The sequence below is a fragment of the Pseudobdellovibrionaceae bacterium genome, assembly GCA_020635075.1.
In the GTDB taxonomy this organism is placed as follows: domain Bacteria; phylum Bdellovibrionota; class Bdellovibrionia; order Bdellovibrionales; family UBA1609; genus JADZEO01.
In genome coordinates this window covers 905,566-920,449 of record JACKAM010000001.1, presented here as the reverse complement: position 1 = coordinate 920,449, position 14,884 = coordinate 905,566, and the positions used below count along the sequence as shown (strand labels likewise).

Here is a 14,884-nt window from a genome sequence, read left to right as displayed (position 1 = left end):
TTAGCCCTCGTAGTTTCCCAATCGCCAACAACAAACACAAGCCTTGAAGTGTTTTCTGGACACCTAAGTGGTCTCTATTCAAATTTACGGGGATCTCACCTGACGCAGACTCACTCGCCGACGTAGTCAGCAGCCCGGCGTACAATTTCTTGATTAGTGCCCGTTGACGAAGCCACCAATTGATTGCGGGTTTCTGGAAAATAGAGAATGAGCTGCATCGCCAGCTCGACTTTATCTCCCGCCAAAGAAACCTTGAGATCACGTGAAAACTCAGGGCGGATGTTGTCTGCCAATACCACCGTCTTGGCCGCCTCGACCGCGTCCATCCGACTCGGGTTTTCCTCAAAGCGAACTGCCTCATTAATAAAACTCACTGCTGTCAAGCGTAGAGCCTCGTCAGCCGCTGTGTAGGCCGCCCTATCCTTGCTTTTTAGAAATTCAGCCAAAGATTGAATTTGATTGGCATCACTTAGTTGAGCTTTTAGCGCCGCGTCCTCTTCTGGTGTACGCAGATGTTTGCGTTTGACGGCAAAAAAGTCCTTCAAGGTTCCTGCTAAGGGAGACTCGCTGTTTAGGAGAATCTCTGCCAGGTCTTCTGGAGACCAAACATGTCCGCGAAGAGACCCCGCGCCAATGGCCTCTTGCGAACTCTTTGACAAAATGGAAGAGCCGGCGGCAGCCGAGGCCTCTCCAGGATCCTTGCCTGCCACCTGATGCCCTCCCCGAACAAGTTGGTCAGCCGAATCACTCGTACCGACTGACTCAGTCTCCTGCCTCTTATTTTCCCTCCCAGGAGAGGCAACTTGGTTAGTTTCCGAAAGGCGGGGGCCATCTTCCTCGGTTCCGGGCCGATTGAGAAGCATCACTCCCGCCACACCCATTACAGTAAACATCAAAACAGCAAATATTATGTTTCTCTTCTGCATACGTCCTTATTTCCCGAATCATTTGTTTTCCGGGAACAGATCATCCACGAGGGCATGCCTGAGGATGATGCGTCCCATGTGCTCATTGCCTTCACTTTGGTAGTAGGCTGATCCCGTCAGGAAGCCTTCTGCCACAATCAGATTCTGCAACAAGTCCTTGGTTTCTGGATACAAGTTGTAAACTCGATCAAATATCTCAAATGAGCGCCTTTCCACAATTCGATCGGCCTGACCATTGTAGAGGACGAGGTTGTCTCCCGTCTTCAATTTGACCGCCTCAACCAATCGACCATCGGATGTCAGCATTGGATGGCCTTCAGTCACCTGTAGTTTGCCTCCACCAGCCGTGTGGAATTCAAGAATGGTTTGCTTGGCCGGAGCCACATCCACCACAAAGTTGCCAATCTTCTCAGCGATCAATTGAATGTCTTCAAAGAAACTTTCAGGGCTTACCGTCATCACTTCCTGAACGTCAGCCTCCCAAGCACTCTTGATGCCGATGTACTCATTTCCGGCAAAAAGCACTCTTTGGTCCTGGGTAAAGCAGCCTGCTGTACAGAGCCCCACCATTCGCACACCCTCCGGAATGCGACAGCTGGCCGAAGTTGAAGTCGGCGCAACCCAAGACCTGGTGACTTTGCCATTTTTGGTGTAACCAAATGTGGGGTAGTGGTTTTTGTTAGTGTATATCTTTTCCCCACCCAGCTTGTAAAAGAAGCTGATAGCAGGATGATCCTTGCACTTTCTTACCCATGCCCGGCGGCCATTAACCTGACTTGCCGAGACCTTATCTCCGCCGCAACGGCCCGAGGTGGTGAAAGGCTCACAGCGATTATCGTCCTTATGATTGATAATCGTAGTTCGCAGCGGCTCATCTTTGCCGTTCCTACAAACAAAGGACTCTTTGTAGTTGAACGTCCGCTTGATAAAGCCAATGAAATTCTTTGGACAATTCAGATACCTGGAGTCCTGGCGGTGTCTTTCCCAGGTCTCGCCTTCACTGTGACCACTGGGGCACAGGCGCACACAGCTGCGCTGCTTGTCCACCCACTCACCAATCGAAACAGTGATTTTGATTGTTCCATCGGGCATACACATATAGACCCGAGTGGTGGTGCGGGTTTGAACAACGTTACCTCTGTACCCGGCCCCGCACTCTATGGTGCGAGTCTCTGTATCGGATGACTGCCATGTTTCGCCTTCAATTCGCCCACCTTCGCACTGTCGCTTACAGGTGTTGCCCACCTCGGTCCAGCTGCCTTCAATGATCTTAGTAATGACGTTGCCATCATTACACTGGTAGTTGTTGGTGATTATCTTTCGGTATTGGATTTCACCGACGTACCCGGGGCGGCAGGCCTCTTTCTTCATTTCCTCACGGCTGGAGTTCCAGTTTTCACCATGCTTGCGGCCGTTGTCGCAGTCCCTCTTACAGCTATACTCCACCAAACTCCAGTTGCCGTTTTCGATTGTACGACTGACTTGCCCATCCGAGCAGAGCAAAGTGGTCGTCACCTTGCGCTCACTGGTGATCGAGCCGGAAAATCCGGTTTCACAAGCCTCCACCTGCTTTTCTGTACTCATGTTTACTTTTGTCTCACCGTGAATCAATCCCTCTTCCACGCAGCTCTTGCGGCAAAGATTATTTTTCACTTCCCAGTTGCCGATCGTGTAACCGGTGCGCGAAACCGTGCCATTGAGACAGACATACTGATGCTCAATGCCGCGGCCGTATTCGATTTTGCCAGTTTCATTTTCCTGGCACTGGCCCTCTTTTTTCTCGGTTTCGGTTTCAGTCCAGGTCTCATTGTGTTTGCGGTTGCCGCAATTTTGTCCCTGAGGAGGCTTCACCCGACACTGGCTATCATCGATGCGGAAGATGGTCCGGATCGGCGGCCCGTTGGACGCCCAAGAACCTTCAAGGCAAGTCTCACCTGCCCGAATCAAGTAAGTAATTTCAATCATGTTTTCAGAGTCTTCAGGACAGGGAACCTTTTGCGATTCGTAGTTAAAGTTCTCTCGCGTCTGACCCTCTTCATAGTCACCACATTTATTAGGAGGCCTTTGGCACTGCCCAACCTCAATCAAACGACCCGCATGCTGGCTGGTTTCAAACACTTGGCCCTCATCGCAAATGTAAACCTTGACTAGTTCATAAAGGTCTTCGGTCTGCGAACCATCTGCACATTGGGATGGGAGGCGTAGAAAGCCATCGACCACTGTCCAGGGAATTCCTTCAGGAACCCCTTTGCAGGTGTTTTGCTCAGGAGGCACATTCCCTCCGCCGTCTATGTCTTTAGCGGCATTGAGTGAAGATTGATTAGCAAACTTCACTTCAGAGCAGTTTTGGAAATTAACCACAAGAAACCCAAGGGCAAGAAATGCCCATAAGAACTTACCTGTTCTCTTCATATCCCGTTTTCCCCAATTCTTAATGAATTGTTTTTCATCCCTCTTGCGATCGCCCACACCAAAGTCGCACTGGTGGATAGATCACAACACACCTAACTACTCGCGCCCGAAGAATAACGGACACGTCTTAACTGACCCGAATTATTTTGGATGGCCAAAGAGAAAACGGACAACGCAGGCTTATTGGGGAAAAAGTGTCGCACACACACATCACCCAACACACACACCCAAGGCGTAATCAGAATGGCAAATATTCGCCCTAAAAAAAAGAGGCTTTCCCCGCAGAAAACCTCTATTCCATTTCAATTTGATTTGACTGTATCGCCTTCTCAAGCTGAGACAAAAGTGTCTCAAACTGAGCGTCTCATCGTCTCAAAATAGTGAAAACAACTTCGACAATTTATCCAATTCCCCCTCATTTCGATCTGACTCCCCCTGGTGTCTCATCCCTCTTTGAAACACTTTTTTACCCCAAGGATGCATACTCTTGGCTTTCAATGGGCAAGCGAACCTGGACGGTGGTTCCCTCCCCCCAAATGGAGTCGACGATCAGGGCGCCGCCGACACTCTTCGCCGCCTGCCAGGCCTGCCAAAGTCCAAGTCCGGTACCGCCATCTTTCCCATAGCTAAAACCACAATCAGTTACCCGAGATAGAACAGCCGGAGGAATGCCCCGGCCTGTATCTGCGATTTCAATATATAGGTCACCATGATCCCGCCACACCTTCACGCGAACCCATCCGTTCCCTTCAATTGCTTCCACCGAGTTATTAATTAGGTTGGAGATCATTCGCTGAAAGAGGGAGGGAGGCAAGGAGACCTTTACGGTCTCCGCCATGAGGTTAAGGAACTGGAAATCCACACCGGAACGCTGAGCGTACTCGGTGCGTTTTTCCAGAAAAAGGTTTTGCAGTGCCGTAGGGAGCGTGACTGAGGCATCACTGGCACCGAGTGGGTTCATATCTCCAGAGAGCGACTGGAGCCTTTGTAGGGCCGCCGCTAAAATTTCAGCTTCTTGAGCGCCTTGCTGCTGCAGTCGATCGGTGACCACGGCCAAAGCGCTGAGAGGCGAGCGCAAATCATGGATCCACTGCCTCAAAAAAAGTGACTGGCTATCTAAAAGTTCCCCTGCATTCATCGTCTACCTCCCAATTGAAGTACCCAAAACTTGAGCCCCCTTCCCTGGGTGCCCTTTGCTACGCTTGGAGCTGCTCGTCACTGAGATGAGTGTTTTTTATTTGATATATCCGGATTAACCAACCTAATCCTTTTTGCCGCTTGTCAAATTCGTTTCTTGTATATATATTAGATACATTATGAAGAGGCCCATCATCTATAATTACCGCCACTACCGCCCCCTGCTCGACGACCTACTTAAGGGAAATGACTTATCTTATCGGGCTTTCGCTGAACGCAGTGAACACTTGGTGAGCTTTCCCACTCTGGCTAAAGTGCTCATTAAAGATCCTAAGGGGCAGTATAAGCAGAACCAAAATCTGAGTCCCGAAAAGCTGGCCATGGTTTTAAAGTTCTTTGGCTACAACCGGGATGAGATTCGTTACGGACTTCTCTTGCGCTTTGAAAACGACACCCAGGCCCTCCCCCAGCAGGGCGGTTCTCTTTGTAAAGTGATACTCACTCAGACTCTTCAACAGTCCCGCAGCCAAAGTGGTGGCCCAAGTGCTTGGACCAAGAGTTCAAAAAAAGACTTCGCCTCGCCCGGTCAGCTCTCCCCAACCGCCCTGGCCCTGGCCCGACTCTATGATCAAATCCCCGATAACTTCCGTAAACGCCTTCTTGCTGCCACTCTCCGCGAAGCCTCGGTGGCATTGGAGCGGCAAAAGAGTTTACCGGGGTTGGCGCGGATACGGAGCTTGGTTAACGAGCTCAAGAAGTCTTAAATTTTTTGGCCCCATGTTGCTTGATCTCCGCTGTTCATTCACGGCTGTGTCGGCCTCCTGCGATCAACACGCTTAAAACCTCAAACATCCTTCCGGCAGCAGCGCTCTCGCTCAGAGCGCAGCACCAAGCCGAACTCGGTTTTAAGCATATTGATCCTCCGGAGCCCTCCCCAACCCCTAGTGTATTCGCTTCGATCAAGCCATCACTGGATGAACCCTCCAATTTAGACTGCTTTCGCTATCTAAGGACGCGGCAGAGGATTCGGATTCACAGTGAATGGCTCAACAATCGGACCTATCCCCAGATAAAGGCGAGCCAAGGTTCTGTGGCTCATCCATCAACAAGCCGATATCGCTGTCCATTGATCCTCCGGAGCCCGCCCCAATCCCTGGCGTATTCGCTTCGTTCAAGCCGTCGCTGGATGAACCCTCCAATTTTGCTGCTCTCGCAGACAATTTGGGTGGTTGCAAAGACTGATGGAGATCAAATATGGCCTGGAGGGGGCGGATAAATTGAACTAATTGACGATGTAAATTTTGCCAAAGCCTGCCCACTTTCGTCCCTACCAAATGCCCTAACTACCCAATATCACTCGGTCCCTTTTTGCCCGCCTCCACCCTCATCAACAAAAATTCCGGACCAAATAAATGCCATTGGTTTTATTCCCCCACCTTTGGTAAAACCGAGCCCTCTTAAGCGTATTAACCTTTTAGCAGGCATAGTTAGGACCCACTTATGTTGGATTCCAAACTCGAAAACCTAAAAGCAGATGGTTCCGCCTGCAATCGGGACTCTGAGGATACGCCTAGCAAAGAAAACATTGTCCTTCCCGGATTTTCTCCTCGCCGTGAGACTTTTAGCTTCGCCACCGACCCGGGTCGCTTTTTTATTTATCTCTTCTGCCTTTATTCTGGCTTTGAGTCTATTAAGGAAATGGAATCTTACATTGAGTTACACAATGACTCTTTGTTAAATGAGCTCAGTATCGTCTTGAGAGAGCTAGAGGAAAAAGGATTGCTTGAAATCCAGGATGATCAAGTGGTCCGCTCCGCTACCCCAGTTGAACTTGATTTACAGTTCGGCGAAGATATGGGAATCTTCGCGGATATGGCAGGCATCACAATTCAGAGAGCCTTTGATGAATGGGCTAAGATGCCTCGCCCTCAGAATACTACAGCTGGCTTTCGATACTTTGTACTTCCCAATAATAAACATCTGATCAAGAAATTCAACGCGATTTACAATCGGTTTTGCATGGAACTGCAGGAGCTCGCCAGCCAGAATGTCGACACCGTTGATAATCCAGAACCATATTATGTCAGCCTTTCTCGCTCGACTATTAAACCGGAGGATTTTTAAATGGAAATGATGGCTAAGATCTCTATCATTGCATTTGTCAGTCTTTCAGTAGGTATCAGCGCAATGGCGGGTGGAAATAATGTTGGTGGCGGCGGAACCGTTGGCGCTGGAAGGGTGCCAGAAATTCGCTGGAATCCAGGCATGGACGCGATCTTAACCTCACCCGATGCTGGTATTCAGAATGCTGGGGACAGCGCTTCGCGGACAAAAATGTACTCAGCAAGTATCAATTGGAGCAAGTTTGCTGGGTATGTTCTAGACGAGAAGGCCTTGGCTAATGGTGAGATTGCCTTTATGGGTGAAGTGAAGGTGAAGCCACAGAGTGGTGCTCGGGTCATCATGTGGCCGAATCCGGTTCTGGATCAGGCTTGGGATGAGATCTACTCTGGAAAAGTGGAAGTGCCCGCTCACTTTGGACCTAGTTTTAAGCACAGCAACTGGTGGAACAATGTGGTGGATACCACAGGTCAACTGAAGACAGCTAAAGATGGTGATGTGGTGATTGCCTTCCGCGAACAGGTTCTGGAAGCCATCCGCCGCAACGAGAAGCCCTCCGTATTCGTCATGCCCAAGGACGGAATCTCCACGGTAGACATTATAATGTTCTACAAGTCGGGCTCGGACCAGCTGATCAAATTCAACCAGCTCCACGGCATCGGCCAACAAAAGTAACCAACGACCAAAGCCATCAAATTGAATATTGGACCTCAAAAGGCCACTCCAAATCGAGTGGCCTTTTTTTCAATTGAATCTCAGGAGTTCAAGAGTTCAAGAGTTCAAGAGATCAAGAGATCAAGGATTCAGGATACCAGGATACCAGGATACCAAGATACCAAGGGGCAGGATATCAGGATGCGAAGAACTGGTAACACGTAGTGTACCTTTATATTCCTCCCTTCTTTTCTTGACTCAAAGCCTATCTTCCTAGCTTTACAAACTTGATCGCAAATCCTGGCCCATCTTTGCCAGTGGGATCGGTCCTGACGAGCATCCCCGTGAATCCGAATCCTCTGCCGTCGCGCACGGGCGTATCCGAGACGCAGCATCGAAGATGATGCGACCCGAAGACGCGCCTGCGACCGAAAGGCGCGTGAGGATTTACGGAGGATGGTCGGGAAAGGGGCGATCTCAATGGCAAAGCTTTTTGACGATCAGTCCTTTAGGTCTCAACACCGGCCCCATTCTTGCTCTTATCTTCGTCTGATTGGTCGTTTAGTACTCATATTGTGATTCACAACGGAGGAATCATGAAATCTGCACGTTTTCTCGCCCAAATTGGGCCTCGGTCTGCCTTTTTTTCAATTCTCTTGAGCCTTTGTTTCGCCCTTCCCGCCTCAGCCGGCAAACAGGCTTTTGATCTCTACAGCAATGAAAAAGGCGAGTTGTGCCTGCTGGAATACGAGGGGATGACGGCGAAGTCTGCTCCAACCTACTGTGCCCAGGCTCTGGAGGACTTCCCCAGTGAGATTCAAATCATCCCCGCTCTTAAGGAGTGGCAGCGCGTTCAGGCCACCCCAAATGGCAGTTTGGACCACCAAGGCCCTCTGGGGTTGACTCCTCTTTATGGTGCCGCCCTGTCGCCGGAAACCATCAGTGGGATCGTGACAAACTACGAAGAGCTCTCCATTCGCAAATTTTCCGTCCCTGTTGCTCAGATGCAGGATTGCGAAAAGCAAGAGGGTAACGTCTGCTCAATCCCCTTTGTCGCCAATGTTCGCTGGATTGGTTATCGCGGTGTCAACGGCACCATCCATGTCGAAGGTGAAATTCGCTTCCCGAAGGAATCTGTTGAAATCGACAACGCCTTAGATACCTCCGGCGTTCAGCAGCTGCACTCCACTCACAAGGCAACTTTTAAACGCTTTTCTGACTCCTCGACTTCTAGCCGCAGCCCCTATTTGCGCTGGATGGAGTCCACCGCAAGAAGTGTTCACTTTACTAAAATGACCCTTGGAACTGGAATTGATGCCGACGTGGAAACGCAAAAGCTTTTGGATGAAGTCATTGGTCCTGTGCTTGTCCAACAGATCTTCTATTTGCCCATGACCGAAATGATCATCCAGATGTTCTCTGATGGCGAATTCCTAGCCGACATTTTGATCAGTGCCTTTGAAAAGATCACCGAAGCCTTGTTCTCTGACCCAGCCGGAAACAAGGTAAAGGATCAAGCTGCTCCTCCAGTACAGGGTAAACCCTAAACAATCTAAGAGCGAAGATTCGAGAGTTCCGGAATTCAAGAGTTCCGGGACTCAAGATCCCAAGATAGCAAGACATCCCGTATCCGTGCTCTCCTGTCCTCTTGTCTCTTGTCTCCCTGATATCCTGACATCCTGATATCCCGATATCCTGATATCCCGGTATCCTGACGCCTTGATCTCCCAACCCCCTGCCCGTCCTGATCTTTTGCTTGTTTTTTGAGCAAAAATACCCCGAAGCCTGGACTTTTAACCTAATGAGTCATCCTCCTTGAAGCCGTCGGGCACCCAGCAGTTGACTTATTTTCCCAACGTAGGAAGATAGCGGAATCTGGCGCATTGTATCACCATCCGGGGTGACTCGAGACCAAAAAAGGGAATCAAAGGGCATGAACTGCGGGACCTGCAAAGAAATCTCCTGTGACAACATCTTCAAAGATGTTCCCACCGAAGAATTGATGCGCATTTCCCGTTCCAAGGTTTCCAACCGCTACCAAAAGGGCCAAAACGTCAATGTTCAGGGTAATCCTGTTTTTGGTGCCTATTGTATCTGCTCGGGAAAGCTGAAACTCTCAACCACTTGCCCTGAAACGGGAAAAGAAACCATTTTTCGTATCTGTGGCCCCGGAGACATCATTGGCTTTCGTGCCCTGTTCGCCGGAGAACTCCTGCAAGCGACTATTACCGCTCTCGAACCCTCCGAAGTCTGCTTTTTTAGCCGTGAAGAGATCCAACGCATCTTGACCCGTCACCCGGAAGTTCTTCTTCAGGTGGCGCGCAAGTTTGGCAAAATGCTCGGCAATGCGGAAAAAACGATCGCCTCGCTCACTCAACAATCAGTAAAACAGCGCTATGCTCTTCTTTTGGTTTCTTTGCATAATTCCCACGGTGATTCAGTGGAGAACAAAATCAATCTCAAACTCACCCGTGAAGAGGTGGCCTCGCTCATCGGCACCACTTCTGAAACCGTCACTCGCCTGACGACTGAGTTTAAGAAAGATCGCCTGATCGACATTCGTAACAAGTTCTATTTTATCTTAAACAAATCCAAGCTGGCCAGCCTGTCAGAAGGTGGCATGACCGTTGAATCGACCCCACCTGGTTTTTTCAGTGCCCGAACTCTGGAGTTCTTCCAGTAACTTTTCGCCCGGGCACCCGCTTACCAATACTACGCAGACGCCTTACTGCTCTCACCGTTAAACAAATAATGATCAACAGAGAACTTGCCTGAACCTCTCCAGAACAAGAGCAACAGTGCAAAAAGCACAAACAAGGAGAATTCAAAACCCTGGTTGGCGGCAAACAGTCCCTCTTGAGCATGAACAAACAATATCGCACCAAAGAGAACCACAGCATTAATGGCTGATGCCACCCGGGTGGCAAATCCGAGAGCCAGGGCCACACCACCTACCGTGTGGGCAAAGACCACAAACCATGCGGTTGCTTCTTCCATCATACCAATTCCAGCCGTTAGCGCTTCCATGGCCTTCATGTTGATAATGAAGTAGATTCCCTTAATCGCTAAGGCGACACCCAAGTAAACCCGCAAAAGATCCATGGGGCCAACCCGGGAGAAGTCCGGGATGGGAATCCAGCTCTCCTTGCCGGCGGCCAAAGACTTTCTTTCTTCCACTGCCTTGTCGAATTCAATTTTGGCGGCTTCTTCCTCAGCTGCTGAGAAGCGGACAAAGAAGGCGGCAAAGGCAAATAGGATTACCATAATACCCAATATGAAAAGTCCCTGGGGCCAGCTGATGTTTTCTGCACGAAACAAAAACCCCGCCGTCACCGCGCCCATGTTTCCACCAGCGCCGACGATTCCTGAGACAGACCCGATGGCCTTTTTATTAATGAATGGCACCACTGAATAGGTGGCTCCTTCAGACATTTGCACAAACAAACTAAAGACGATCATCGTCCCAATCGCCATGGGCAGAATGGTCATGCGCGAGAAAAGCAAAAGGGCAATACCTTCCACCAACAATGCGATGAACAGCCACTTCACCCGACCATGCAGGCCGCCGGCCTGACCAAATTTATCACCAATCACCCCACCCAAGGTGCGGGCAAAAATATTCATCAGTCCAAACAGGCCCGCGACCAGACCAGCCGTCTTAAGCCCCAATCCGAAATAGTCTTTAAAGTAAAGAGCGGCAATATTGTTGATGGTCAGCTCAATACCGAAACAAGCGGCATAAATCAAAAACAGAGCCCACACCCGGTAGTCTTTTGCGGCTAGCCAAAATAGTCCCTTTTGCTTATGCACCACCTCGGGGATTTCACCTGATGCAATCAGTTCTTTGCGATTACCGTTGGGATAATCTGTGGTCAAAAAGAAGTAGGCAATACCGGTTAAGAAACACACACCACCTGCCACGACCATCGACAGGCGCCAGCTCCAATAGTTGGCATAGCCTAGGCCAACGAATCCAGCAAAAATGAGTGGCATAATCATTTGGGTCACACCGCCGCCGAGGTTTCCCCAGCCGGCCGATGTTGCGTTGGCTGTTCCCACGCAGTTCGGAGCAAACATGACCGAGGTGTGGTACTGAGTGATCACGAATGAAGCGCCGATCGCGCCGATCGCTAGGCGAAAAAGGAGAAAACTCTCATAGTCGTGAGCAAAGCCAATGCCCATCACGGGAAGAGAGCCGAGGATCAAAAGCCATGTATAAGAGAGGCGAGGCCCGATCTTGTCACAAAGCCAGCCAATAATCAGGCGGGCAATAATGGTGATGGCCACTGAAGCGATAATGGTGTTACCAATTTGCTGTTTGGTGAGGCCCAATTCTTCCCGCACCACTGCCATCAGGGGCGCAATACCAAACCAGGCAAAGAAGCAGAGGAAAAAGGCAAACCAGGTGACGTGAAAGGCCCGCATAGGACGGGTCGAAAAACTAAATAGATTAATCGATGTGGCTTTATTCTTGATATCCACGACTTAACTCGCTTTGTTAGAGATCAGACAACAACTACTTAACAGAATCCGCTTTTCTCTTTCATTTCCATTGCTTCGAACTCGTCCCTCCTTATCAATTTATGGGCTAAAGGGAAGACTACGTTTTCTTCACGGAAGATGTGCAAGCGCAGCTCTTCCACCAATTCAAAACCTTGGCTCAAGGCCAGATCCAAAATCATCAGGCTAGAACTCTTGTCTGGCAACCGATGGAAAATAGACAACAGATTGAACACCACAGCACTCTTCTGAATGGCCGTGCGATGATCCCCTTCCAAAACATCAACGGCTGTTTGGGGGACCTCTCCTTTTGAATGCTCGCCGCTCTCCAAAAGACGATTGTGTAACAATGCAAAGAGGATCTTTTCTTCTTTGAGATTATGGCTAATGAACTCCTGATCGAAAAACTCGAAGAAATCCCGGACTAACTTGTCCTTTTCCCGAGTCATGGTGCCTTCTTTGATGTCTTTAAGGGCTGATTCCAGTCCGTCGATCACCTTCTTAAAGGGCTCATGCTCATCATAGAGGCGTTGCAAAAAGGGATGCATCTCATCATAGGCGATGGCCTCTTTGGCTGGCGGTTCAAAGGCCTCGGGAGGACTCATGGGCGAGATCCCATCGTCTTCCACTTCCTTTTCCCCCTGCCTTGCCATGGGGTCATTAGTCTTCAAATGCAATTTTTCTTCATGCGTCATATTGCTCATCAGTTTCACCTCAGGTCTTAAATTAGGGGTTCTTTATATACGCATTTGGTCGAAGATAGAACCACCAATTCAAGATCAAACAGAGAAAGTAAAAGACCGCAAACCCGTAAAGCGCCAGCTCCGGGGTTGTTGCCTTAATTTGCTCTCCAAAGACTTTAGGAATAATAAAGGCTCCATAGGCCGCCACGGCTGATGTCCACCCTAGCACCGGCCCCGCCTGCTCCTCATTGAAGACCATGGCGATGGTGCGGAAGGTAGAGCCATTCCCCACTCCCGTCGCTGTAAACAGCAACACAAACAACCCAAAGAAGGGCCAGAAGTACTCTTCCGGTGTGGCCGACTGGTAGGCCTTGGTCAGGTAATAGGCAACACCAATTGCCATTCCAATCATCGCCACCGACACCCAATGAGTGACTCGCGCGCCACCTAAACGGTCCGATATCCAGCCCCCGACAGGTCGAATCAAGGCTCCAATAAAGGGGCCCATCCAGGCATACATAAGGGCACTGGGACCATTTGGGTTAACCGTCGTGTGAGTCATCACTCCATCAGCACCCATGATGTGCTGAAAACCAAACACCACCTTGATACACAGAGGAAATGCCGCCGAGTAACCAATAAAAGAACCGAAAGTCATGGTGTAAATCACCGTCATCGCCCAAGTGTGCTTGCTCTCAAAGATCTTATACTGACGCTTGAGATTCTCCTGGAGTTTCCCAGTCGTTAGGTAGCGCATCATGAACACAGTCGCCGCAATCACCAAAGGCAACACAATCCACTTGTTCATCAATGCGATTCCAACGGGAGGAGGCATCATTAGGTAAATGCCCAAAGCTGCGGCCACCAACCCGATACCCAAGAGCCCTGAGATCTTAACAAAGGACCCAAATGGTGAACCCAACGATGGGGTCACACTGTTGGTGACAATATTGTTCATACCGAACCAACCAGCGAAGGCCAGGGGAACCAGTAGTACCAGCCAAATATAGCCCGCATTGTGAATATAGGTTTCCGATCCCGCTGGGATTTTTCCAATCAAGGTGCCAGAGGTGTTCACCAAGGTCATGGAATCACCACCAAAAATCCCCATGGTCATCACCAGAGGAACGAGGATCTGCATGGTGGTTACACCAAAGTTGCCAAGGCCAGCGTTCAATCCCAAAGAGGTTCCTTGCACCTTTTTGGGGAAGAAAAAGCTAATATTCGACATGGACGAGGCAAAGTTTCCGCCGCCAAATCCACAGAGCAATGCCAGGATCTGAAATACCCACAAAGGCGTGTTTTTATCCTGAAGAGCGATCCCCGTCCCAAGGGCCGGAATCATGAGCAGGGCCGTGGTGAAGAAAATGGTATTTCTTCCGCCGGCAATGCGGATAAAAAAGGTACTGGGAATTCTTAAGGTTGCTCCCGAAAGACCGGCAATTGCCGTGAGCGAGAACAGCTGCTCCTGGGTGAACGGAAAGCCAAGGTTAAGCATTTGTACAGTAATAATTCCCCAATAAAGCCATACGGCAAACCCGCACAGCAGGCTGGGAATGGAGATCCACAGATTGCGGTTGGCAATCTTCTTTCCTTCTTTCTCCCAAAAGGCTTCATCTTCCACTTTCCAATTGGTCAAATTCACAGACATAATCTCAACCTCAGTTCAGTAAAATCATTCAACAATCAACAAAATCGACGCTAATTCTAGTTGTTCCGCGGACGAAATTTGCTCCAAGCCGTCCTTGGGTCGCGAATCTCCTTACGGTTCCAGTACCAAATCACCTGCTGATAGGGGCGCCCGATGTAGTGCAGTGGCGCCACCAAAAAGTGAACCAAGCGGGTAAAGGGCACCATAAACAGAATGAAGAAGGCCAGGAACACATGGGTCTTGATTACTGTGGGCATGGCCACAACGGCTGTCGCATCTGGACTGAGTTTTACTAGAGACCACAAATATGGACTCAGAGTCGAGGCAAACCAGGCCGATCCCCAACGGTGCCCAACGGCAATGTAGATCCCGAGGCCTACCTGCACCAACAACAGCACTTCCAAAAAGAAGTCCATACGGTTGGAGACGGCCCGAAGGCGACTATTAGTGACCCGCCGAGTGTAAAGTACGATCAAACCGAAGAAAACCGCGATGCCAAAGGTGATCCCTGTGGCCTCCAGCAAAAAGAGCCTTGCTGAAGATGCGTTCCAGGCCAAAATGGTATCGGGAATCAAAAACGCGGCCAGATGGAGCAAAAACACCGCCAAAATCCCCCAGTGAAAAGAGATGGAGCCCCAAAAGAGCTTCTTTCCCTCAAGAAACTGAGAGGATAGGGACGAATATTTAAAGGAGGTCACCTTGTAGCGGTAGATACAACCGACTACGAACACTCCAAATGCAAGATAAGGAAAGGCTGTAAATAAAAAACTGTTTAATGGGCTCATGACATATTCCTTTAA

At 49.7% G+C, this 14,884-nt stretch carries 12 protein-coding genes; 5 read left to right on the top strand and 7 right to left on the bottom strand.

Annotated elements, in window-relative coordinates; all coding sequences use genetic code 11:
* Positions 1–110: 110 nt before the first annotated feature.
* The 3 genes from H6624_03950 to H6624_03940 all read right to left on the bottom strand — a co-directional run bounded on the left by H6624_03950 (position 111) and on the right by H6624_03940 (position 4,476).
* Positions 111–926: a hypothetical protein gene (locus tag H6624_03950; GenBank protein ID MCB9083467.1), complete on the bottom strand. Its 816-nt coding sequence runs from the start codon at positions 924–926 to the stop codon at positions 111–113.
* Positions 927–944: 18 nt separating this feature from the next.
* Complete coding sequence (locus tag H6624_03945) at positions 945–3,338, bottom strand: hypothetical protein (protein MCB9083466.1); 2,394 nt, start codon at positions 3,336–3,338, stop codon at positions 945–947.
* Between the two features lie 466 nt (positions 3,339–3,804).
* Positions 3,805–4,476 (bottom strand): sensor histidine kinase, encoded by a 672-nt coding sequence (locus H6624_03940; protein ID MCB9083465.1) that lies wholly within the window; start codon positions 4,474–4,476, stop codon positions 3,805–3,807.
* Between the two features lie 178 nt (positions 4,477–4,654).
* On the opposite strand from H6624_03940, the gene H6624_03935 reads away from it, so the two are divergent.
* From H6624_03935 to H6624_03915, 5 genes are all read left to right on the top strand, one after another.
* Complete coding sequence (locus tag H6624_03935; GenBank protein ID MCB9083464.1) at positions 4,655–5,239, top strand: hypothetical protein; 585 nt, start codon at positions 4,655–4,657, stop codon at positions 5,237–5,239.
* A gap of 736 nt (positions 5,240–5,975) precedes the next feature.
* Positions 5,976–6,599 carry a hypothetical protein gene (locus H6624_03930; protein MCB9083463.1) on the top strand — a complete coding sequence of 208 codons (624 nt, stop codon included), beginning with the start codon at positions 5,976–5,978 and terminating at the stop codon, positions 6,597–6,599.
* Positions 6,600–7,271: a hypothetical protein gene (locus H6624_03925; GenBank protein ID MCB9083462.1), complete on the top strand. Its 672-nt coding sequence runs from the start codon at positions 6,600–6,602 to the stop codon at positions 7,269–7,271.
* 575 nt (positions 7,272–7,846) lie between these two features.
* Positions 7,847–8,797 carry a hypothetical protein gene (locus H6624_03920; protein ID MCB9083461.1) on the top strand — a complete coding sequence of 317 codons (951 nt, stop codon included), beginning with the start codon at positions 7,847–7,849 and terminating at the stop codon, positions 8,795–8,797.
* A gap of 386 nt (positions 8,798–9,183) precedes the next feature.
* Entirely contained in the window at positions 9,184–9,933 is a 750-nt protein-coding gene (locus H6624_03915) for a Crp/Fnr family transcriptional regulator (protein MCB9083460.1), read from the top strand.
* A gap of 29 nt (positions 9,934–9,962) precedes the next feature.
* Here H6624_03915 and H6624_03910 read toward each other — a convergent pair whose 3' ends face one another.
* The 4 genes from H6624_03910 to narI are packed head-to-tail and all read right to left on the bottom strand — an operon-like array spanning position 9,963 to position 14,869.
* The gene (locus H6624_03910) at positions 9,963–11,732 is read right to left on the bottom strand and encodes a NarK family nitrate/nitrite MFS transporter (protein ID MCB9083459.1); all 1,770 of its coding nucleotides are present in this window, start codon (positions 11,730–11,732) and stop codon (positions 9,963–9,965) included.
* Between the two features lie 38 nt (positions 11,733–11,770).
* Entirely contained in the window at positions 11,771–12,454 is a 684-nt protein-coding gene (locus tag H6624_03905) for a hemerythrin domain-containing protein (GenBank protein MCB9083458.1), read from the bottom strand.
* Between the two features lie 22 nt (positions 12,455–12,476).
* Positions 12,477–14,084, bottom strand: coding sequence for an MFS transporter (locus H6624_03900; GenBank protein MCB9083457.1), 1,608 nt, complete (start codon positions 14,082–14,084; stop codon positions 12,477–12,479).
* A gap of 56 nt (positions 14,085–14,140) precedes the next feature.
* Positions 14,141–14,869: a respiratory nitrate reductase subunit gamma gene (gene narI / locus H6624_03895; GenBank protein MCB9083456.1), complete on the bottom strand. Its 729-nt coding sequence runs from the start codon at positions 14,867–14,869 to the stop codon at positions 14,141–14,143.
* Positions 14,870–14,884: the final 15 nt, after the last annotated feature.

What these genes read in the sequence shown, in the direction of transcription:
- H6624_03930 (MCB9083463.1), top strand. Translation starts at nt 5,976, where the DNA reads ATGTTGGATTCCAAACTCGAAAACCTAAAAGCAGATGGTTCCGCCTGC.
- H6624_03935 (MCB9083464.1), top strand. Translation starts at nt 4,655, where the DNA reads ATGAAGAGGCCCATCATCTATAATTACCGCCACTACCGCCCCCTGCTC.
- H6624_03940 (MCB9083465.1), bottom strand. Translation starts at nt 4,476, where the DNA reads ATGAATGCAGGGGAACTTTTAGATAGCCAGTCACTTTTTTTGAGGCAG.
- H6624_03925 (MCB9083462.1), top strand. Translation starts at nt 6,600, where the DNA reads ATGGAAATGATGGCTAAGATCTCTATCATTGCATTTGTCAGTCTTTCA.
- H6624_03900 (MCB9083457.1), bottom strand. Translation starts at nt 14,084, where the DNA reads ATGTCTGTGAATTTGACCAATTGGAAAGTGGAAGATGAAGCCTTTTGG.
- H6624_03945 (MCB9083466.1), bottom strand. Translation starts at nt 3,338, where the DNA reads ATGAAGAGAACAGGTAAGTTCTTATGGGCATTTCTTGCCCTTGGGTTT.
- H6624_03915 (MCB9083460.1), top strand. Translation starts at nt 9,184, where the DNA reads ATGAACTGCGGGACCTGCAAAGAAATCTCCTGTGACAACATCTTCAAA.
- H6624_03905 (MCB9083458.1), bottom strand. Translation starts at nt 12,454, where the DNA reads ATGAGCAATATGACGCATGAAGAAAAATTGCATTTGAAGACTAATGAC.
- narI (MCB9083456.1), bottom strand. Translation starts at nt 14,869, where the DNA reads ATGAGCCCATTAAACAGTTTTTTATTTACAGCCTTTCCTTATCTTGCA.
- H6624_03920 (MCB9083461.1), top strand. Translation starts at nt 7,847, where the DNA reads ATGAAATCTGCACGTTTTCTCGCCCAAATTGGGCCTCGGTCTGCCTTT.
- H6624_03950 (MCB9083467.1), bottom strand. Translation starts at nt 926, where the DNA reads ATGCAGAAGAGAAACATAATATTTGCTGTTTTGATGTTTACTGTAATG.